The organism is Streptomyces antnestii, assembly GCF_004005495.1.
Taxonomy (GTDB): Bacteria; Actinomycetota; Actinomycetes; order Streptomycetales; family Streptomycetaceae; genus Streptomyces; species Streptomyces antnestii.
Genome location: NZ_RZYA01000001.1, coordinates 235,318 through 254,842, shown reverse-complemented (window position 1 = coordinate 254,842; position 19,525 = coordinate 235,318). Strand labels below are relative to the sequence as shown.

17 protein-coding genes are annotated in these 19,525 nt (G+C 72.5%); 9 read left to right on the top strand and 8 right to left on the bottom strand.

What is annotated here, in order from left to right; genetic code table 11:
* Nucleotides 1-13 precede the first annotated feature (13 nt).
* The 5 genes from EOT10_RS01065 to EOT10_RS01045 all read right to left on the bottom strand — a co-directional run bounded on the left by EOT10_RS01065 (nt 14) and on the right by EOT10_RS01045 (nt 5,107).
* Nucleotides 14-940, bottom strand: coding sequence for a Pvc16 family protein (locus EOT10_RS01065; RefSeq protein ID WP_127826094.1), 927 nt, complete (start codon nt 938-940; stop codon nt 14-16).
* 60 nt (nt 941-1,000) lie between these two features.
* Complete coding sequence (locus tag EOT10_RS01060) at nt 1,001-1,519, bottom strand: hypothetical protein (protein ID WP_223280691.1); 519 nt, start codon at nt 1,517-1,519, stop codon at nt 1,001-1,003.
* Between the two features lie 271 nt (nt 1,520-1,790).
* Entirely contained in the window at nt 1,791-2,546 is a 756-nt protein-coding gene (locus tag EOT10_RS01055) for a T4 family baseplate hub assembly chaperone (protein ID WP_127826093.1), read from the bottom strand.
* Nucleotides 2,547-2,671: 125 nt separating this feature from the next.
* The gene (locus EOT10_RS01050) at nt 2,672-3,196 is read right to left on the bottom strand and encodes a phage tail protein (protein ID WP_127826092.1); all 525 of its coding nucleotides are present in this window, start codon (nt 3,194-3,196) and stop codon (nt 2,672-2,674) included.
* A gap of 45 nt (nt 3,197-3,241) precedes the next feature.
* Nucleotides 3,242-5,107 carry a phage tail sheath family protein gene (locus EOT10_RS01045; RefSeq protein WP_127826091.1) on the bottom strand — a complete coding sequence of 622 codons (1,866 nt, stop codon included), beginning with the start codon at nt 5,105-5,107 and terminating at the stop codon, nt 3,242-3,244.
* A gap of 680 nt (nt 5,108-5,787) precedes the next feature.
* Here EOT10_RS01045 and EOT10_RS01040 point away from each other — a divergent pair.
* From EOT10_RS01040 to EOT10_RS01030, 3 genes are all read left to right on the top strand, one after another.
* Nucleotides 5,788-7,152, top strand: a complete 1,365-nt coding sequence (locus EOT10_RS01040; RefSeq protein WP_127826695.1) for an MbnB/TglH/ChrH family RiPP precursor modification enzyme — start codon at nt 5,788-5,790, stop codon at nt 7,150-7,152.
* 151 nt (nt 7,153-7,303) lie between these two features.
* Nucleotides 7,304-8,071, top strand: a complete 768-nt coding sequence (locus EOT10_RS01035) for a TIGR04222 domain-containing membrane protein (RefSeq protein ID WP_127826090.1) — start codon at nt 7,304-7,306, stop codon at nt 8,069-8,071.
* A gap of 58 nt (nt 8,072-8,129) precedes the next feature.
* A complete protein-coding gene (locus EOT10_RS01030) occupies nt 8,130-9,752 on the top strand; it encodes an alpha/beta hydrolase (protein WP_127826089.1) in 1,623 nt (540 codons plus the stop codon).
* Between the two features lie 76 nt (nt 9,753-9,828).
* Here EOT10_RS01030 and hemQ read toward each other — a convergent pair whose 3' ends face one another.
* Together hemQ and hemG are read right to left on the bottom strand one after the other, a co-directional pair.
* Entirely contained in the window at nt 9,829-10,548 is a 720-nt protein-coding gene (gene hemQ, locus EOT10_RS01025) for a hydrogen peroxide-dependent heme synthase (RefSeq protein ID WP_127826088.1), read from the bottom strand.
* A 4-nt stretch (nt 10,549-10,552) separates the two neighbouring features.
* Complete coding sequence (gene hemG, locus EOT10_RS01020; RefSeq protein ID WP_127826087.1) at nt 10,553-12,019, bottom strand: protoporphyrinogen oxidase; 1,467 nt, start codon at nt 12,017-12,019, stop codon at nt 10,553-10,555.
* A 159-nt stretch (nt 12,020-12,178) separates the two neighbouring features.
* Between hemG and EOT10_RS01015 the strand changes: the two genes are divergently transcribed.
* From EOT10_RS01015 to EOT10_RS01005, 3 genes are all read left to right on the top strand, one after another.
* Nucleotides 12,179-13,171, top strand: coding sequence for a DUF4349 domain-containing protein (locus tag EOT10_RS01015; RefSeq protein WP_127826086.1), 993 nt, complete (start codon nt 12,179-12,181; stop codon nt 13,169-13,171).
* 27 nt (nt 13,172-13,198) lie between these two features.
* Nucleotides 13,199-14,581: an FAD-dependent oxidoreductase gene (locus EOT10_RS01010; protein ID WP_127826085.1), complete on the top strand. Its 1,383-nt coding sequence runs from the start codon at nt 13,199-13,201 to the stop codon at nt 14,579-14,581.
* Between the two features lie 66 nt (nt 14,582-14,647).
* The gene (locus EOT10_RS01005) at nt 14,648-15,073 is read left to right on the top strand and encodes a hypothetical protein (RefSeq protein ID WP_127826084.1); all 426 of its coding nucleotides are present in this window, start codon (nt 14,648-14,650) and stop codon (nt 15,071-15,073) included.
* A gap of 57 nt (nt 15,074-15,130) precedes the next feature.
* Here the strand turns inward: EOT10_RS01005 and hemE are convergent, their stop codons facing one another.
* A complete protein-coding gene (gene hemE, locus EOT10_RS01000) occupies nt 15,131-16,198 on the bottom strand; it encodes a uroporphyrinogen decarboxylase (RefSeq protein WP_127826083.1) in 1,068 nt (355 codons plus the stop codon).
* A 152-nt stretch (nt 16,199-16,350) separates the two neighbouring features.
* On the opposite strand from hemE, the gene EOT10_RS00995 reads away from it, so the two are divergent.
* From EOT10_RS00995 to EOT10_RS00985, 3 genes are all read left to right on the top strand, one after another.
* Entirely contained in the window at nt 16,351-16,986 is a 636-nt protein-coding gene (locus EOT10_RS00995; RefSeq protein WP_431313242.1) for a DUF3000 domain-containing protein, read from the top strand.
* 328 nt (nt 16,987-17,314) lie between these two features.
* Nucleotides 17,315-17,977, top strand: coding sequence for a response regulator transcription factor (locus EOT10_RS00990; protein ID WP_100591261.1), 663 nt, complete (start codon nt 17,315-17,317; stop codon nt 17,975-17,977).
* A gap of 84 nt (nt 17,978-18,061) precedes the next feature.
* The gene (locus tag EOT10_RS00985) at nt 18,062-19,345 is read left to right on the top strand and encodes a ribonuclease D (protein ID WP_127826081.1); all 1,284 of its coding nucleotides are present in this window, start codon (nt 18,062-18,064) and stop codon (nt 19,343-19,345) included.
* The last annotated feature ends 180 nt before the right edge of the window (nt 19,346-19,525 follow it).

Here is a 19,525-nt window from a genome sequence, read left to right as displayed (position 1 = left end):
TCCGCACGCTCCCTCAGCTCTCCGCGCCCGTGTCCTGGGCCGGCTTCCGCGGCGTGGCCGACTCCGCGCTCTTGGCGGCGCCACGCGCCGAGGTCTTGCGGGCACGGGCCGGGGCCTTGGCAGCCGCCGACTTGACCGGGGCCTTCGCGGCAGCGGCGGTCTTCGCCACCGCCTTACCAGCGCCCCTCGCCGAGGCGTCGCCCTTCACCGGCGCGTCCGCCCCGTCGGCGGCCGGGCCCGAGCCCGTCGACGCATCCCCGGCAGAGACCGCACCCGCCCCCGTAGACGCACTCCCGTCGGACACCGCCCCCGGCCGCTCCGGTGCCCCCGGCGCCCCGAACGGCAGCACCGTCACCGTCTGCCGCTCCACCGGCTTGGCCGGGACCGGCGTCTCGCGGCCCTCGATGAACACGAGCGCCGCCTGGTACACCACGGACAGCGAGTACGGCGTCTGGTACAGCATCCCCCACAGCTTCGACGTCTCGTCGACGTCCATCGCGGTCGGCGTGAACCGGATCTTCTGGACCGCCTCCGCCAGGTCGCTGCCCGCCAAGTAAGGCTTTTCACCGGCCTGTTCGATGATGTCCTTGGGCAGGATGGGGATCTCGTGCAGCGTGCGCACCACGGAGCCGATGAGGCGCTGCCCGACCAGCTCGTTCTCCTCGCCGTACGCGCTGATCACGAAGTGCAGGTCGAGGGCGGCGGCCGGGCGCTTGACGACCCTGCCGTCGGAGGCCCTGGTCGGCAGGTCGTTGTTGCGCTGCGAGGTGTTGGGCGTGACCTGGTACAGGAACACGGTGATGGTGGGGTCGGACGGCGGGTCGGCCGGCGGCTTGCGCGGCTCGACCTTGACGGCCATGCCGATCTCCGGCTGCAGGTTGGCCTCGATCAGCAGGGCCAGGGCCTGGGTGACGTGGGCGAGTGCAAGTGCGTTGCTCATGACGTCAGTTCCTCAGTCCCTCGATGCCTCGTCCGATACGTCGTCCACGGCGTACGTCGTTCACTCGCGCCCCCGCGCCAGGTAGTCCTGCAAACTGACCGTCGCGCCCTGCCGCCCCGGGGCCTGCCGCTGCCCGCGACCACCGCCCCCGGACGAAGCCCCCGCTGCGGTCACTTCGAGCCGCCCGATCTGCACCTGCACCACCTGCTCGGCGCCGCGTGCACCGCGGCGCCCCGCTGTCTGCCGTACCGCGTCCCGTGCCGCCGCCGTGTCCACGGCGCTGGGCCGAAGGGGGGCGGGCACGACGGCGGCTGCGGCCTCCGCACCCGGGGGGACGGGCGCGGAGGCCGCGCGCGGGGACGGAAGCGCGGTGGTGCGCTCCCGTGCGGTGGCACGGCGTGAGGTCTCGGGGAGAGCGCGCGGCACGGGTGCGGCGGCGGGCCGCAGCAGGGGCACGTCCGGCCGGAGGGCTGGAGACGCAGCGCGTGGGGTGAGCGGCTCGGGGGCAGGGGTCGATTCCGTACGTACGAGGGTGCGCTCACGTTCCGAGTGGAACCTGACCTCACGCGTCGCAGCCATCAACTCCCCACCCCTCACGGCTTGTTGTTGCGAAGAAGGCCACAGCGCCCCAACCTCGTCGGCCTCCTGATGCCCGCCCCCGCGCACCGCCTCCACCCGCTCGAAGGGGCCGGCGAGCCTCGGCCGCACCCGTGCCACCCCGGCACTCGGCCCGGCGCCCTGCGCATGCCGGGCGAGCAGCCGGTCGAAGTAGTCGGGAGAGCGGGAATCCGAGGAGGAAGAGGAGGAAGAGGAGGAGTCCGGGGACGCGCCCCCCGGCGGGCCGAACGGCTCAGGCATCCGCACACAGCTCCAGGTAGTAGCGGCGCCGCAGCGGGCTGAGCGCCAGGATGTCCGGCTCGGTCCAGCCGTAGGCGGTGGCGAGCAGATGGACGTCGAGCAGGACGTCGCGTGCCCAGGCGTCCAGCTCCGTCCACAGGTAGGAGGCGATGTCGAGTTCGGCGCGGGTGGCCGCCTCGCACTCGGGGCAGTTGATGCTGAGCGTCACGTCGGCGGCCGGGTCGACGGCCTCGGCGGCCTCCGCGATCTTCCGCTGTACGGAGGGCGGCAGTGCGTCGACGGAGACGGCGTCCCCGTCGCGTTCCGCCGAGACGACACACCGGTCGAGCAGCGCCCGCCGAGCCCCGTCGGCCGAGAGTGCCGCGTCCGGGTGCCGGGCCGCCGCCGAGAGATCGGCCACGGTCGGCACCCGGAACGCGATGTCCAAGCCGCCCTCGGTGAGCCGCACCACCGGCTGGTCCGGCGGTCGCAGGGAACGAGCGAACTCCCCTGCGTCCAGGTCGAATTCCATGTCCGCGCCGCATGCGGTGCAGTCGACCCTGACCTGCATGCGCTCGCCGAACAGGGTCCGGCGCAGCGCGAACAGATCGGCCTCGCCGGCGCCGACCGGCAGAGCGAGCAACGCCTCGCTGTCGCCGGCGAGTTCGGGACGGGCGGCGCGGTGCAGGAGCAGGGCACGGCCGGGGCCGTCGCGCCCGATCCCCGCCTCCCATGTCGCCAGGAGGTCGCCGGCCTGGGTGACCGTCATACCTGCCCCCGCCCCTGTTCCGTTCCCCTGCCGCCGCCCGCGCGGTGGAATTCAGCCGATGTTCCGGCTTCAAGCCGGTGGTGCAACTCGCCCAGGGCGATGGAGACCGTTCAACTCACCCCGGATCACGCCGGGTTGAGGAAAGACGGCTCCTCCGGCTCCGGCACCTCGTAGTCGCGTTCCCAGCCCTCGCACTCGAGCTTGAGGCTCTGTATCGCCACCGCGTTGGCGTTGGCGTCCAGCTCGCCGAGGACCTGGTACTCGCTGGGCCAGGCCCGGTACAGCTTGTGCGAGACGGCGACCTGGCCGGCCTCGTTGAGGACCTGGACCACGATGTCCTTGCGGAAGTCCGCGAGGGACACCTCGGAGCCGAGTCCGGCCCCGACCTGCCAGACCTTGTTGGCCCAGCGGTCGAACTCGGGGTCGTGGGTGACCCCCCGCTCCAGGGTGACGCCCTCGAACTCGGAGCGGCCCGGCGACTTGCGCGGGGAGCTCGGGTCGCCGCCGTGCCGGTGCTTGACGACCTCGGTGGTCCGCTTCAGCGGACTGATCTTGCTGATGCCCGCGACCGTACGACCGTCCCACAGGACCAGGAACTTGAAGTTCTTGTACGGGTCGAAGCGATGGGCGTTGACAGTGAACTCAGCCATCGGATTCCTTCACGCTCACAGCGGTTTGTCGGGTCCTTCGGGTGCCTAGAGCTCGAACTGCCCGGACGTCTGCTGGATCTTGACGATCACGAACTCGGCGGGCTTGACCGGCGCGATGCCGACCAGGACGTTCACGACGCCGTTCGCGATGTCCTCGTCCGTCGTGGTGTCGTGGTCGCACTTGACGAAGTACGCCTCGCGCGGAGTGCCGCCCTTGAAGGCGCCCTGGCGGAAGAGGTTGTGCAGGTACGAGGAGGCGCTGAGGCGGATCTGCTGCCACAGGTTCTCGTCGTTGGGCTCGAACACGACCCACTGCAGGCCGCGTTGCAGGCTCTCCTCGACGTACAGGGCGAGCCTGCGCACCGGCACGTACTTCCATTCGCTGTCGAGGGCGTCGGAGCCCTCCAGCGTGCGGGCGCCCCAGACGGTCGGGCCGACCATCGGGAAGGTCCGCAGGCAGTTCACGCCCAGCGGGTTGAGCAGGCCGTTCTCGCGGTCGGTGAGGTTGACCGCGAGGGAGTGCACACCGGCGAGGCGGGCCTCGGTGCCGGCGGGCGCCTTCCACACTCCGCGCTCGGCGTCCGTACGGGCGAAGACGCCCGCGACGGCGCCCGACGGCGGGAAGGAGCGGAGGCGGCCGGTGAGCGGGTCGGTGAGCTGCAGCTGCGGGAAGTACAGGCCCGCGTGGTTGCCGCGCACCGGCTCGAAGGCCGCGAGGCCCGCGCGTGCCGCGTCCACGCTGCCCCAGGAGTTCGGGGCGTCGACGAGGAGGAAGATCCGCCGTTCCTGGCACAGTCGCTGGGCCGCCGAGACCACGGTGACCGCGTCGTCGACGTTCTCGTACGCGGCCAGCTCGGGCAGGACGAGGAGGTTGACGTCGTCCTCGCCGCGCAGGGACTGGATGCCGGTCTTGTCGGCCTCGGAGCCGATGAGGTCGCGCGGCCCGGGCGGGTCGCCGTCCTCGCCGCCTTCGAGCGGGAACACCGGCGGGTTGACGGAGCCTTCGAGGCCCAGGTCGTTGGCGCACTCGCCGACGAAGCGGACCACGTCCTCGGGATCGGTGGAACCCGCCACGACCTGGACGCGCCGGCCGAAGGCGGTGACCTCGACGCCCGCGAAGGCGTGCTTGCCGGGGGCGTCTGGCAGGGCCCGGAGCTTGCGTTCGAGGAGCAGGGCGAGCTCGGCCACGTTGCACGGGGCCTCGCCGTCGCTGTCGGGGTCGTACAGCGTGAACTCGCGCTCGACCTCGCCGATCTTGACCTTCAAGTCGACGGCCAGATCGGGGAGTTCGTGCCCGAACGGCTTGGAAACGGTGCCCGACGGGTCGGGGCGGCCCTCGCCGACGACGTCTACGCGGATCAGCCGGGAGCCCGCGTTGACGACGGTCGGGGCGTAGCGGCCGTGGGAGGCGTCCATGGACAGGCCGGTGAAGGCCTCGCGGGCGCCGCCGCGGGCGTCGTACACGCTCAGGTTGAACTCGTCGTCCGGGCACGCGGTGTCGTAGTCGACGGCGACGCGCAGACCGTCGCCCCAGTGGCCGGGCTCCTTGGCGTGCACTTCGAGGACCGCGCTCTCGCTGTGGCCCTCGGTGGACTCCAGGGTGACGCAGGCGGCCTTGCCGCTGCCCGCCTTGGTGACGCGGACGATCACGGCGACCGTGCCGCCGTTGCCGAAGAACTGGTGCACCGCGTAGCCGACGGCACTCTGCGAGGTGAGGCCGCCGAAGCGGCGCTCGAACTCGGTGAAGCTGGTGACCCGCACCGGCTGGTTCAGCGGTCCGCGCCGGGTGTGACCCACGAACGCGGTCACCGAGGTGGTGACGGTCGAGATGGTGCGGGCACTGCTGGGAAGCTCTTCGACGTACACGCCGGGATATGTCGGCTTGGCGGCGCTCACTGCATTCGTCGGCATTCCCCCTCCTATCCCTGCTCAGGCACCGGGTGAAGGCACCAAGAGACAGCAGAGGGAGAGGTGTGGCAAAAGGCGGCGCGCGGCGGTCTCCGGACGCGTCGTGCCGCGCCGGTCCGCACACCGGTATCAGTTTCCCCCGTCGATGCCCCGGACGGACGGCCGCCCGGGCCAAGCACGCGTGCTTGTGACTCCTGATGCTCAAGTGCCCGTCCACTGTGGGTAGTTGGGCGTTGTGGGAGCAAGGCATGTTTACGCCAGCCCGAAAGTCGGTTCGATGAAGTGGGGCCTGCTCGACCTACACACGATGTGCACGTGTCGGGACAGGTAGTTCACGACTTCCACACAGCGGATGGTGCAGCACAGGGGAGCCCATGTGCTGACGTACCTCACAATTCCGGCGGCGTTGCGGCTCCGTGCCCGTACACATGGCCTCCCCGGCCTTGCGGCTTTACGCAGACGCGCCAAGAGCGCCGTGGCCGGTTCCACCGGGGTGGGACCGCGGCGCGAGCCCCCGGTCCCGCGCGCCGGCTCCGCGCACCGGCCCCGCGCGCCGACCCCCGGCGGAACCTCAAATGAAGCTCTGAACGTCCCCCCTCCCGGGTTCGGAGCGGCCCGGCGGGGCCATGACACGGTCATCGCACGGCACACGGGCCGGGTGGAGGAGGGGAACCATGCAGCGGATCGAGCGTCTGGGTACGGGCATCGGCTGGCGGCCGGAGATCGCGGAGGCCGTGGAGGCGATGCCGGGCGTCGAGTGGGTCGAGGCCGTCGCCGAGAACGTCTGCCCCGGGCACGTCCCCGACTCCCTCCTTCGGCTGCGCGAGCGCGGCGTCACCGTCGTGCCGCACGGCGTCTCGCTCGGCCTCGGCGGCGCCGACCGGCCCGACGGGGGCAGGCTCGCCGACCTCGCGGCCCGCGCCGAGGCGCTCGGCTCCCCGCTCGTCACCGAGCACATCGCGTTCGTACGGGCGGGTGGTGCGCTGACCGCGTCGCAGCCCCTTGAGGCCGGCCATCTGCTGCCGGTCCCGCGCACCCGCGACGCCCTCGACGTGCTCTGCGAGAACATCCGCATCGCCCAGGACGCCCTGCCCGTCCCCCTCGCCGTGGAGAACATCGCGGCCCTGTTCTCCTGGCCCGGCGAGGAGATGACGGAGGGCCAGTTCCTCTACGAGCTGGTGGAGCGCACCGGCGTCCGCCTCCTGATCGACGTGGCGAACCTGCACACGAACCACGTCAACCGCGGCGAGGACCCGGCGAAGGCGCTCACCGAACTGCCGGTCGAGGCCATCGCCTACGTCCATGTGGCGGGCGGATTCGAGCGCGACGGTGTGTGGCACGACAGCCACGCGCACCCCGTGCCGCGCCCCGTCCTCGACATCCTCGCCGACCTGGCGTCCCGGGTCTCGCCGCCCGGGGTCCTCCTGGAACGCGACGAGAACTTCCCGGCACCCGAGGAGCTGGAGCGTGAACTCGCCGAGATCCGGGGGACGTTGACGACAGCTCCCGCCGACGGGCGTGCTCCCGTACGGCTCTCTCCGGCCCCGGCCCCGGCCTCCCAGGACACCGACGCCTCCCCTCACGAAACCGCCCCCGCCCGCCAGCGGCTCGCCCTCGCTCAGGCCTCCCTCCTGTCCGCCCTCGTCGCGGGGACACCCGCGCCGGAGGGCTTCGACCACGCGCGCCTGAAGGTCCAGGGCCGGGCGCTGTGTGCCAAGCGGGCGGACGTCGTGGCGAAGGTGGCGCCCGAGCTTCCGGTGATCCTCGGCGCGGCCGCGTACCGCCCCGCGTTCCTGTCGTACGCGCGGTCGCGCCCCATGACGGGCGGCTACCGCCGGGACGCCCTCGACTTCGCGGAGCACCTGCTCGACGCGGGCGAGTCCCTGGACGCGGGCGACTCCCTCGACGCGGTGGCGCGGCGGGAGCTGGAGCGGTGGTGGCGCGAGCGGTCGGGACCGACCCCGCCGGCCGCCCGCCCCGCGGCCCGCCTCGCGCACGCGGCACGGTCCGCCCTGCGCCGGCGACGCCCGGCACTCCGGCCGTCATGACGCCGACACTGACGCCAGCTCTGACACCAGCGTGACGGCCCGCACGGAGCCACGAAGCGAAACGAAACGGAACGTCACATACCGACAACGCTCTGTCCACATCATGGAATTGCCGTGGCGGCCACCCGAACACGTGACATAGATAAACCCCATGTTCTGGCTCCTGTTCCTGCTCATGGCCTGCGCCGCGGCCTTCCTCTCCTGCGCGCGCCTCTGCCTCGCCGCGGTGCACGCCGCGGAGAGCGAGCCGGCCGGCGGCGGCACGCACGAGCTGACGCTGTACGAGGCCGCGTTCCTGTCGGGCGGCCCGTACCGGGTGGCCGACCTGACCCTCGTCTCGATGGCGCGCAGCCGGCGGCTGCTGCTCGCGCACACCGGCTGGGCGACCGTGGTCGATCCGGTCGGCGGTGACGACATCGAGCGGTCGGTGATCGGCGCCATCGGGCCGGACGGGCAGTCCCGGATAGGGGCGGTCCGCCGGGCGACGGCGGCGGCGGACGCGGTACGGGCGCTCGCCGACCGGCTCGTCGCGGCGGGCCTCGCCGTTCCCGACGGTGCGCGGAGCGGGGTCGCGGGCGCCGTCCGCCAGGTGCGGGCCGCGGCTCTCGCGGTCGTCACGCTGGCCGGCGTGGCGCTCCTGATGCCCGGTCAGGCGCCGGGTGACGGGGTGCTGATCGCCGCGTGGTTCGTGCTGCCGCTCGCCCTCACGCTGGCCTGTCTGGCGATCGCCCGCTTCGAGGTGCATCCGTACACCCGCTGGGCGTCCCCCACCGGGCAGCGGCTGATCGGCGCGCTACCTAGGGCCGTGCGCGCGACCGGGGAGGCGGGACTGCTCACCGCGGTCGCGGTGCACGGCGTCCGCGCGGTCCCCGACGCAGCCCTGCGCTCGGCGTTCGGGACGGCGCAACGGGGTCATTGAGCCGACACCGGCAGGCCGGTGCTTTACTTCGCCAACTGCCGCACGAAGTATCCCCTTTGTGAGAGCAGCCCCCTCCCGCCACACCCCCTCCCGCTACGCCTCCTCCTTCTACGCCGCCGCCGGTTCCCTGGTCCTCACCGCCCTCGTCGCCGCCCCGGGCCGGGCCGACACCGCGCAGCCGCCCGACTCCGCGGCCCTGCGCGGCACCGCCGTCGCCGCCGCCCGCGCAGCGGCCACCGGGATCAGCTTCGGCCCGTGCGCGAAGGCGGAGGGCCTCCCGAACCACATCAAGTGCGGCACGGTCTCCGTCCCCCTCGACTACGCGCACCCCGACGGCAAGCAGATCAGGCTGACCGTCAGCCGTGTGAAGGCCACCGGCCGGACGGCCCCGGAGGGCGGCAGACCGGTGGCCCGGCAGGGAGCGCTCGTCTTCAACCCCGGCGGCCCCGGCGCGTCCGGCATGTACTTTCCGCTCGTCGGCCTGATGCCGGAGTGGAAGCGCATCGCCTCCGCGTACGACCTCGTCGGCTACGCCCCGCGCGGCGTCGGCCGGTCCGCCCCGCTGTCCTGCGAGGACCCGAAGCGGTTCGGGCATGCCCCGACCCAGGCGCCGACGCACCCCTCCGCCTCGTACAAGCTGGAGCGGATCGCCGAGGCCAAGGCGTACGCGCAGGGGTGCGCGAAGAACGCCGGGGACGCGCTGCGGCACTACACGACGCTCGACAACGCCCGCGACCTGGACGTGCTGCGCGCCGCACTCGGTGAGCCGAGGCTGAACTTCATGGGGTCGTCGTACGGCACCTACTACGGGGCCGTGTACGCGACGCTCTTCCCCACGCATGTGCGCCGCATGGTCTTCGACTCGGCGGTGAACCCCGACCCGACGCGGATCTGGTACACGAACAACCTCGCGCAGTCGGTGGCGTTCGAGCGGCGCTGGGCGGACTTCCGCCGCTGGGTGGCCAAGCACGACAGGACGTACCACCTGGGCGCGACCGCGGACGACGTGCAGCAGAGCTACGAGAAGGTGCGGGCGCGGCTCGCGAGCAAGCCGGCGGGCGGCACCGTCGGCCCTGGCCAGCTCCAGACCGCGTTCCTGCAGGTCGGGTACTACGACGACTACTGGGCGTTGCGGGCGACCGCGCTGTCCGCGTATCTGAAGGGTGATCCCGAGCCGCTCACCGAGCAGGCCGCGCCGCAGAAGGCGGCGGCCGCGGAGAACGAGAACGCCGCCGCCGTCTACACGGCCGTCGAGTGCAACGACGCGGCCTGGCCCACCGACTTCCGCGTCTGGGACCGCGACAACACGCGGCTCGCGCGGCGCGCCCCGTTCGAGACGTGGGACAACGCCTGGATGAACCTGCCCTGCGCGTACTGGCCCGCCCCGCGTCAGCGCCCCGTCGACGTGCGGACCGCGCCCGGCGCGCTGCCCCCGACGCTGATCCTGGCCGCCGAGCGGGACGCAGCCACCCCCTACGAGGGCGCACGGGAGCTGTGGCGCAGACTTCAGGGTTCGGTCCTGGTCACCGAGCGGGGCGCGGGCACCCACGGCATCGCCGCCGGCCCCAACAAGTGCGTCAACGGCCACCTCGACGCCTACCTGATGGAGGGGCGGGTGCCGGTGACCGGCGCCGCGAGCTGCGCCCCGCACCCCGAGCCGACCCCGCTCGCCGCGAACTGACAGCGGCGCGTACGCGAAGGGGCCGCCCGGTCACGACGACCGGCCGGCCCCTTCGCGCGAAGAACCGCGCGGCGAACTAGGCGAGACCCGCGACCAGTTCGGCGACGCTCTTGCGGCGGCCCGTGTAGAACGGGACCTCCTCGCGGACGTGCATCCGGGCCTCGGAGGCACGCAGGTGACGCATCAGGTCGACGATGCGGTGCAGCTCGTCGGCCTCGAAGGCGAGGATCCACTCGTAGTCGCCCAGCGAGAACGAGGCGACCGTGTTGGCGCGCACGTCCGGGTAGCCACGGGCCATCTTGCCGTGGTCCGCGAGCATGCGGCGGCGGTCCACGTCGGGCAGCAGGTACCAGTCGTAGGAGCGCACGAAGGGGTAGACGCTCACGTAGTCGCGGGCCGTCTCGTCGGCGAGGAACGCCGGGATGTGCGAGCGGTTGAACTCGGCGGGGCGGTGCAGCGCCATGTTCGACCAGACCGGCTCCAGGGCGCGGCCGAGCTTCGTGCGGCGGAAGAGGTTGTACGCCTCCTGGAGCTGGTCGGCGGTCTCCGCGTGCCACCAGATCATGAGGTCGGCGTCGGCGCGCAGGCCCGACAGGTCGTACGTGCCGCGGATCGTCACGTCCTTGGCGGAGAGCTGGTCGAAGAGCTCCTGGACCTCGTCCGCGTAGCCCGTGCGGTCCTCGGGGAGGACGTCTCGGAGCTTGAAGACGGACCACAGGGTGTAGCGGATGACCTCGTTGAGGTCCTTGGCCATCTTGCCGGCGTTCGGGATCTTGGCGGGGGCGTCGTCACTCATGGATCTATTCTCCCGCGCCGCCGTGCAGACTCTGCACCGGGTGGGCGGTCAGTTCGTCCAGGCCGGTCAGATCGCCGCCGAGCTGGTCGACCGCGGCGTAGGCGCTCGCGATGCAGGCGGGGATGCCGACCCCGTCGTACGCCGCTCCGCACACGGCGAGGCCCGGGACCTTGGCGACGTGGCCACGGATGCGGGCCACGCGCGCGTGGTGGCCGACGGGGTACTGGGGCAGGCCCTCGTGCCAGCGCGTGACCCGCGTGGCGACGGGCTCGGCGGTCAGGCCGGTGGCCTCGCGCAGGTCGTGGCGGGAGACGGCGACGAGCCCGTCGTCGTCCCGCGCGAGGTCCTTCTCGTCCCGGTGGCGGCCGACGGAGGTGCGTACGACGACCAGGTCCGGGTCCTCGGCCGCGATCCAGCCCCACTTGTGCGAGGCGAACGTGGACGCCTTGATGGTGTGGCCGTCGACGGGCGGCACGAGGAAGCCGGAGCCCTCGGGCAGGTTCGCCTCGCCGCGCCGGAACGCAAGGGTGATCAGGGCCATCGAGGCGTACTCGACGGCACGCAGCTCGGCGGCGGCGGCCGGCGACTCGGTGTCGAGGAGCCAGGCCGCCTTCTGCGCGGGCACGGCGAGGACGACGGCGTCGGCCTCGATGATCCGGTCGTCGGCCCTGACCTGCCAGCCGTCGGGGGTGCGGCGCAGCTCGTGCGCGGGGCTGTCGAGGAGGATCTCGCCGCCGCGCGCGCGGATCGAGTCGGCGACGGCGAGCGGAAGCGTCCCGATGCCGCCCTCGATGCCCATGAAGACCGGGCCCGTCTGCCGGCTCTGCGCCGCGCGCTCCTGGATGGCGCGGACGGCCTCGGTCAGCGAGCGGTGCGCGCGGGCCGCCTCGAAGAGCTGGGGAACGGCGCTGCGCATCGAGATGCGGTACGCGTCGCCCGCGTACACCCCGCCGAGCAGCGGCTCCACGAGCCGGTCGACGACCTCGCGGCCGAGCCGCTCGGCCACGTACGCGCCGACCGCGACGTCGTCGCCGAACTCGGTGGCCGGCAGGTCGCGGTCCCGTTCGATGCGGGCCAGGCCCTCGTCGGACAGGACTCCGGAGAGTGCGGCGGCGGTGCCGGGGACGCCCATCACATGGCCCTTGGGCATCGGGCGCAGCGCGCCCCGGGTCCAGAGCGAGGCCGTGGCCGTACTCGGCGGCTGCAGCCGGTCGGCGAGCCCCACCTCGCGGGCGAGAGCCACGGCTTCGGGGCGCCGGGCCAGCATCGACTCGGCGCCGAGGTCGACCCGTACGCCGGCGATCTCGCCGGCGCGCAGCTTGCCGCCGAGCCGCCCCGAGGCCTCCAGCACGGTGACGTGCGCGCCGGTGCCGAGCAATCGGTGAGCCGCGGCGAGCCCCGCGATGCCTCCGCCGATGACGACCGCCCTGGGCGCCTGTCCCGTTCCCGTCCCTGTGTCCGCTTCGCGCATGCCCCCACTGTCTCATTGCGGCGAGTCCCGACCGTGACCGCATCGGGACCGCGCGGCAACCACCGAAAGGGGCCTCCCGGCCGTCAAAGGAGGCGGCGAAGGGCCATCCGTGGCGAAGGCCCATCCGTCCCACTCAACCCAACCTTCGGGGGTACGTCGATGCAGGCATCCAGCACACCGCGGCCGGGGCGCCGCTCCGTCCAGGCGCTCGGCGCCGTACTGCTCACCGCGACGCTCGCGCTCACCGGGTGCAGCGGCGCGTCCGGCGGCGGGGACGCGAGCGCGAGCAGGGCCGACGGCAAGGCGGCAGCGGAGGACCGCGGCAACGCGCAGGGGGCGGGCGGCGGACAGGCGAACGGCAGCCCGGACGCGGCCAAGCGGCAGGCACCCCGGCTCACCGGCGTCCACATCATCCGCACCGCGACGCTCACCGTGCAGGTCAAGGACGTGCCGCGGGCGCTCGAGCGGGCCCGTGCGGCGGCCGAGGACGCGGGCGGCATCGTCGGCGACGAGTCGACCGACCGCGACGACACGGGACACGAGCGTTCCCGGGTCGTCCTGCGCGTCCCGCAGGAGCGCTACGAGCAGGTGCTCGCGGACCTCTCCGGCGCGGGCAGGCTCATCGACCGGAACGTGAAGGCGCAGGACGTCACGGACCAGGTCGTCGACGTGGAGAGCCGCGTCAGGTCGCAGCGGGCGAGCGTGGCGCGCGTGCGGGAGCTGATGGACAAGGCGACGAAGCTGAGCGATGTGGTCGCCCTGGAAGGGGAGTTGAGCACCCGCGAGTCCGACCTGGAGGCGCTGCTCGCGCAGCAGGCGTCCCTCAAGGACCGGACGAGCCTGGCGACGATCACGCTGTCGCTGACCGAGACGCCGGTGAAGAAGGCGGAGAAGAAGGACGAGGAGCCGGGGTTCACCGACGCGGTCTCGGGCGGCTGGCACGCGTTCGTGACGATGCTGCGCTGGCTCGCGGTGGTCATCGGCGCGGTCCTGCCGTTCGCCGCGGTGGGCGGCCTGCTGGCCTTCCTCTGGCTGCGCCTCGTACGGCCGAGGATGCCGCGCCGGGCCGCTGCCGCCGTGCCGCCGCAGGGGACGGCGTCCGGCGCGCTGCCGGTGCATCCTGCGGCGAGGGAGCGGGGCGGGGACGAGTGACGGGGGCGCCCACGTAGTTTGGTGCGTATGAGCCCTTCACGTGAGCGACTGGTGGTCATCGGCGGCGACGCGGCGGGCATGTCCGCCGCGTCGCAGGCCCGCAGGATGCGCGGCCCCGACGAGCTGGAGATCGTGGCCTTCGAGCGCGGGCACTTCTCCTCGTACTCGGCGTGCGGCATCCCGTACTGGGTGGGTGGCGACGTCGCCGAGCGCGAGGAGCTGATCGCGCGCTCGCCCGAGGAGCACCGGGCGCGCGACATCGACCTGCGGATGCGCACGGAGGTGACCGAACTCGACATCGAGGGCGGCCGGGTGAGGGCGCGTGAGCTCGACACCGGGGCGGAGGCCTGGACGTCGTACGACAAGCTCGTGATCGCGACCGGGGCCCGGCCGGTGCGGCCGCGGATTCCCGGGATCGACGCGCCGGGGGTGCACGGCGTGCAGACCCTCGACGACGGGCAGGCACTGCTCGACACGCTCTCGGCGACGCGGGGCCGCCGTGCCGTCGTGGTCGGCGCGGGCTACATCGGCGTGGAGATGGCGGAGGCGCTGATCAACCGCGGGTACGAGGTCACCGTCGTCAACCGCGGCGCCGAGCCCATGTCGACGCTCGACCCGGACATGGGCCGCCTGGTGCACGAGGCGATGACGGGCCTGGGCATCACCATGGTCGACGACGCCGAGGTCACCAAGATCCTCACGGGTGCGGACGGGCGGGTGCGGGCGGTGGCGACGACGTCCGCCGAGTACCCGGCGGATGTCGTGGTCCTCGGCATCGGCGTCCGCCCCGAGACGTCTCTCGCCCGCGCCGCCGGGCTCCCGCTGGGCGACCGCGGCGGGCTCCTCACCGACCTCGCGATGCGGGTGCGCGGCCACGAGAACATCTGGTCGGGCGGCGACTGTGTGGAGGTCCTCGACCTGGTGTCCGGCCGCGAGCGCCACATCGCGCTCGGCACGCACGCCAACAAGCACGGGCAGGTCATCGGTACGAACGCGGGCGGCGGTTACGCGACGTTCCCGGGCGTCGTCGGGACGGCGGTGAGCAAGGTGTGCGACCTGGAGATCGCGCGCACCGGCCTGCGCGAGAAGGACGCGCGGCGGGCCGGTCTCCAGTTCGTGACCGCCACGATCTCGTCGACCAGCCGGGCCCGCTACTACCCCGGCGCGGCCGACATGACGGTGAAGATGATCGCCGAACGCCGTACGGGCAAGCTGCTCGGCGTCCAGATCGTCGGGCGCGAGGGAGCGGCGAAGCGGGTCGACGTCGCGGCGGTCGCGCTGACGGCGGGGATGACGGTGGACCGGATGACGGCGCTCGACCTGGGCTACGCCCCGCCGTTCTCACCGGTGTGGGACCCGGTGCTCGTGGCGGCCCGCAAGGCCGTGACAGCCGTCCGGGCGGCGGGCTGACCCAGGCGGACCAGTGACCCGTGGTGACGAATTGCGAAGGCTTCGTGACCATGTGTCACTGGCCATATGATCAGAAACATTGCGCGCGCCCTCTGCGCCGCCTCACTCGTCATCGCCCCGATCGCCCTGAGCTCCCCCGCCCAGGCCGCCACCAACTGCTCGGTCAACGGGATCCCCGTCACCGGCTCGAACGTGACCGGAACACCGGGCAGCGACTTCATCCAGTGTTCGACGGTCAACGCCGGCGACACGGTCAACGGCCTCGGCGGCAACGACTTCATCCAAACCGGCAATGTCGCCGGCACTGTCCGCGGCGGCAGCGGCTCCGACTACATCCAGACGAACAGCGTCTCGCCGACCGGCCAGGTCCTGGGCGAGAGCGAGAGCGACTTCATCCGCACCGGCTTCAACCTGGGCATCGTGAACGGCGGGACCGGGCTCGACGTGTGCCGGGTGGCCGGCGGCAACCCGCCCGTCAACTGCGAGGCCTGACGCGTCACGACGTTGCCGCCGCCTGTCCCGGCGGCGGCATCGTCATGTCCTGCGCCCTCAGACCGCCGTCTTCGCGTGGACGTACTCCACGAGGCGCGTCAGCGCGTCCGGGTCCGTCGTCGGGGGCACTCCGTGGCCCAGGTTGAAGACGTGCCCCTCAAGGCCCTTCGCCGCGGCCAGGACCTCGTCCGTCTTGGCCTCCACCGCCTCCTGCGTGGAGAAGAGGACCGCCGGGTCGAGGTTGCCCTGGAGCGCCTTGCCGGGGCCGACGCGGCGCGCGGCCTCGTCGAGCGGCACGCGCCAGTCGACGCCGACCACGTCGGCGCCGGCCTCGCCCATGAGCCCGAGCAGTTCGCCGGTGCCGACACCGAAGTGGATGCGCGGCACGCCGGACTCCTCGACGGCCTTGAACACCTTGGACGAGGCGGGCATGACGGAGCGGCGGTAGTCGGCGGGGGCGAGCGCGCCGACCCACGAGTCGAAGACCTGGACGGCCGAGGCGCCCGCATCGATCTGCACCTTCAGGAAGGCGGAGGTGATCTCGGCGAGGCGGTCGAGCAGGTCGGCCCACAGCTGCGGGTCGCCGTACATGAGGGCCTTGGTGTGCTCGTGGTTCTTGGACGGCCCGCCCTCGATGAGGTAGCTCGCGAGGGTGAAGGGCGCGCCGGCGAAGCCGATGAGCGGCGTGGAGCCGAGCTCGGCGGTCAGCAGGCCGATGGCCTCGGTGACGTACCAGACGTCCTCGGGCGTGAGGTCGCGAAGACGCGCGAGGTCGGCACGCGAACGGATCGGCTGCTCGACGACGGGCCCGATGCCGGGCTTGATGTCGAGGTCGATGCCGATGGCCTTGAGCGGCACGACGATGTCGCTGTAGTAGACGGCCGCGTCGACGTGGTGGCGGCGCACGGGCTGCATCGTGATCTCGGCGACGAGCTCGGGCATCGCGCACGACTCGAGCATCGGGATGCCCTCGCGCACCTTGAGGTACTCGGGCAGCGAGCGACCGGCCTGCCTCATGAACCACACCGGGGTGTGCGGCACCGGCTCACGCCGGCACGCCTTGAGGAAGGCGGAATCGTACGTCGCTGTCGGCTGCTGGCCCGAGGGGCCGAGGTTGGCACTCACGTCGGAAAGTCTCGCACGGGTACGAACGGCGCCGGGCGCGGGGACATCGGCGCGGGGGTGCCGGGTGTCTTACCCTGCGCGAAGGCCGCGTTCCCCTTAATCTTCCCCGCATGGCTGCGGCTGAGGGACGACTGTCGGACGGCGCTGAGGGAATGACTGAATCGGAGCGGGAGGGGCGTAAGACGAAGGATCCGGTGGACGCGGCTCCACCGCCGTTCCGTGCGGCGGTCGAGGCTCTTCGGGGCGCACGGCTGCGCCCGGAGATCGAGGTGGACCAGGTCAAGCCGCCCCAGCGCCTCGCGCCCTACGCGTACGCGCTGGAGGCCGCGGTGGTGGACGGCGACGACGACCTCGCGGACGGACGTCTCGTGCTGCTGCACGATCCGGCGGGGCACGACGCGTGGCACGGGACGTTCCGTCTGGTGACGCTGGTGCGGGCGGAACTGGAGCCGGAGATGGCGGCCGACCCGCTGCTCCCCGAGGTCTGCTGGTCATGGCTGACGGGGGCGCTCGAGGGGCGTGGCCTGTCGTACGGGGAGCCGAGCGGGACGGTGACGCGGGCGGGTTCGCACTACTTCGGCGGGCTCGGCGACCGGCCACCGGCGTCGCAGATCGAGATCCGGGCGTCGTGGACACCGCGTGAGGGTCTTGGCGGGGTGCCGGACACGGCCTCGCATCTGGCGGCCTGGTGCGATCTGCTCAGCCAGATCGCGGGGCTGCCGCCGGCGGGCGCGGGGGACGCGTCCGTGGTGTCGCTGCCTCAGCGCCGGGGCCCGCAGAAGTCCTAGCCGGTCATGAGTGCCGGCTTTGAGAGTGATGAGAGTGGCTATGAGTGTGGCTGTGAGTGGGCGATTTTCGGCCTTCCGTCGCCGACGGTGACGGGGTGGGGCGGCACGGACCGGGACCGGACCTCGAAGAGTTCCGGTCCCGTTGTGATTCGGTTCGATCTTCGGATGATCGATCGCGTGTCCGAATTGCACGAATTGTTACTCACCTAATCGTGATCTTTCTCTAAAGGCGGGCGGGTTTACTGCCGAAGAGGTCTGTGACCTTGAAAGCACGGTTCGCTCCGGCTTCATCCCCGAGCCGGTCCCGTCCCGCACCCCAGGAGGCCTGGTGTCCGTTCTCCTCGAGCAGCCCGCAAGCCTGGTCGCCTACCGCCCGAACAAGCCGACCGCCATGGTGGTCGTGGCCGACCCCCGCGTCCGTTCCACCGTGACCCGCCACCTCTGGGCCCTCGGTGTACGTGACGTGATCGAGGCCTCGTCCGTCGCGGAGGCTCGTCCCCGCATCGGCAACCCCCGAGACATCTGCGTCGCTGACGTCCACCTCCCGGACGGCTCCGGCCTGACCCTTCTGTCCGAAACCCGAGCCGCGGGCTGGCCCAACGGGCTCGCCCTCTCCGCCGCCGACGACATCGGTGCCGTGCGCAACGCCCTCGCGGGCGGAGTCAAGGGCTACGTCGTCACCGGCACCCGTACCAACGTCGGGCTGCCCTCCCGCCCCGGCGCCGCCCCCATCGGGTCCGCCGCGGCCCGTATGCACCGCCGCCCCCCGGGTGCTCCGAGCCACCCGGGCGGCTACCGCGAACTGTCAGGACGTGAGGTCGAGGTGCTCCGGCTCGTCGCCGAGGGTCAGTCGAACAAGGCCATCGGTGTCTCGATGGGCCTGTCCGCGCTGACCGTCAAGAGCCACCTCGCCCGCATCGCGCGCAAGCTCGGCACGGGCGACCGCGCCGGCATGGTGGCCGTGGCCCTGCGCACCGGCATCATCCACTGATCCTGACTTGTTTACGTACCTTCATCGCCCGTCGACGGAACGTTCCGTCGACGGGCGCTGTACATCCACGGATACCCTTGACAGGTGACCGACGCCCAAGAGACCGCAGCAGACAGCTCACTGCGAACCACCGGGGGCGCACCCCCGGACGACGGCGGATCTGTTGCGGAGGTGCCGATCCCCCTGCTCGAACCCCGCGAGGGCATCCCGCCGGTGATCGCCGACGAGGCCTCCCTCGCCGAGGTGGTCGCGGCCTTCGCCGCGGGCACCGGCCCCGTGGCCGTGGACGCCGAGCGCGCCTCCGGCTACCGCTACGGGCAGCGCGCCTACCTGGTGCAGCTGCGCCGCGAGGGCGCGGGCTCCGCGCTCATCGACCCCGTGGCCTGCCCCGACCTCACCGCCCTCGGTGACGCCGTCGCCGGCGCCGAGTGGGTGCTGCACGCCGCGACGCAGGACCTCCCGTGCCTGCGCGAGATAGGTATGGTCCCCAGCCGCCTCTTCGACACCGAGCTCGCCGGGCGCCTGGCCGGCTTCCCGCGCGTGGGGCTCGGCGCGATGGTGGAGAACGTCCTCGGCTACGTCCTGGAGAAGGGCCACTCCGCCGTCGACTGGTCGACACGGCCCCTGCCCGACCCGTGGCTGCGCTACGCCGCGCTCGACGTGGAGCTCCTCGTGGACCTGCGGGACGCGCTGGAGAAGGAGCTCGACCGGCAGGGCAAGCTCGAATGGGCGCACCAGGAGTTCGATGCCATCGCGTCGGCGCCGCCCGCCCCGCCCCGCAAGGACCCGTGGCGGCGCACGTCCGGCATGCACAAGGTGCGGCGCCGCCGACAGATGGCCGTCGTACGGGAGCTGTGGACGGCGCGGGACCGGATCGCGCAGCGGCGTGACGTCTCGCCGGGCAAGGTCCTCGGCGACGGGGCGATCGTCGAGGCGGCGCTCGCGGTCCCGGTGAACGTGCACGCGCTGGCCGCGCTGCCCGGGTTCGGGCACCGGGTGGGGCGGCGCCAGCTGGAGCAGTGGCAGGCGGCCGTGGACCGGGCGAGGGAGCTGCCCGACGCGGAGCTGCCGCAGCCGGGGGCCCCGGTCGCCGGGCCTCCTCCCCCGCGGGCCTGGGCCGACAAGGACCCGGCCGCCGCCGCGCGCCTGTCCGCGGCGCGGGCCGCGGTGTCGGCGCTCGCCGAGACGCTGAACATGCCGCAGGAGAACCTGATCACCCCTGACACGGTCCGCCGAGTGTGCTGGGAGCCGCCGGGCGACCGCTCCGAGGCGGCGGTGGCCGAGGCGCTGCGCGGGTACGGGGCGCGGCCCTGGCAGATCGAACAGGTCACGCCGCTGCTGACCGAGGCGCTGAAGCAGACGGACTGACGCACAGAAGTACGTGACGCATGTGCCGCACGCGCCGCATGTGCCGTATGTGAGGACGCCCCTGGGATCTCCCGGGGGCGTCCTCGCGTATGCAGGTCGGGTGTGACCTTCGCCGCTCCGGCCGGGGGGACTACACGTCTTGGTTACCCGCAAGTAGCATGACGGTATTCGCAGCGCGTC

Excerpts from the sequence above, each read along its gene's own strand:
- EOT10_RS01065 (WP_127826094.1), bottom strand. The coding sequence starts at position 940 with ATGAGCAACGCACTTGCACTCGCCCACGTCACCCAGGCCCTGGCCCTG.
- EOT10_RS01060 (WP_223280691.1), bottom strand. The coding sequence starts at position 1,519 with ATGGCTGCGACGCGTGAGGTCAGGTTCCACTCGGAACGTGAGCGCACC.
- EOT10_RS01055 (WP_127826093.1), bottom strand. The coding sequence starts at position 2,546 with ATGACGGTCACCCAGGCCGGCGACCTCCTGGCGACATGGGAGGCGGGG.
- EOT10_RS01050 (WP_127826092.1), bottom strand. The coding sequence starts at position 3,196 with ATGGCTGAGTTCACTGTCAACGCCCATCGCTTCGACCCGTACAAGAAC.
- EOT10_RS01045 (WP_127826091.1), bottom strand. The coding sequence starts at position 5,107 with ATGCCGACGAATGCAGTGAGCGCCGCCAAGCCGACATATCCCGGCGTG.
- EOT10_RS01035 (WP_127826090.1), top strand. The coding sequence starts at position 7,304 with ATGTTCTGGCTCCTGTTCCTGCTCATGGCCTGCGCCGCGGCCTTCCTC.
- hemQ (WP_127826088.1), bottom strand. The coding sequence starts at position 10,548 with ATGAGTGACGACGCCCCCGCCAAGATCCCGAACGCCGGCAAGATGGCC.
- hemG (WP_127826087.1), bottom strand. The coding sequence starts at position 12,019 with ATGCGCGAAGCGGACACAGGGACGGGAACGGGACAGGCGCCCAGGGCG.
- EOT10_RS01015 (WP_127826086.1), top strand. The coding sequence starts at position 12,179 with ATGCAGGCATCCAGCACACCGCGGCCGGGGCGCCGCTCCGTCCAGGCG.
- EOT10_RS01010 (WP_127826085.1), top strand. The coding sequence starts at position 13,199 with ATGAGCCCTTCACGTGAGCGACTGGTGGTCATCGGCGGCGACGCGGCG.
- EOT10_RS01005 (WP_127826084.1), top strand. The coding sequence starts at position 14,648 with ATGATCAGAAACATTGCGCGCGCCCTCTGCGCCGCCTCACTCGTCATC.
- EOT10_RS00995 (WP_431313242.1), top strand. The coding sequence starts at position 16,351 with ATGACTGAATCGGAGCGGGAGGGGCGTAAGACGAAGGATCCGGTGGAC.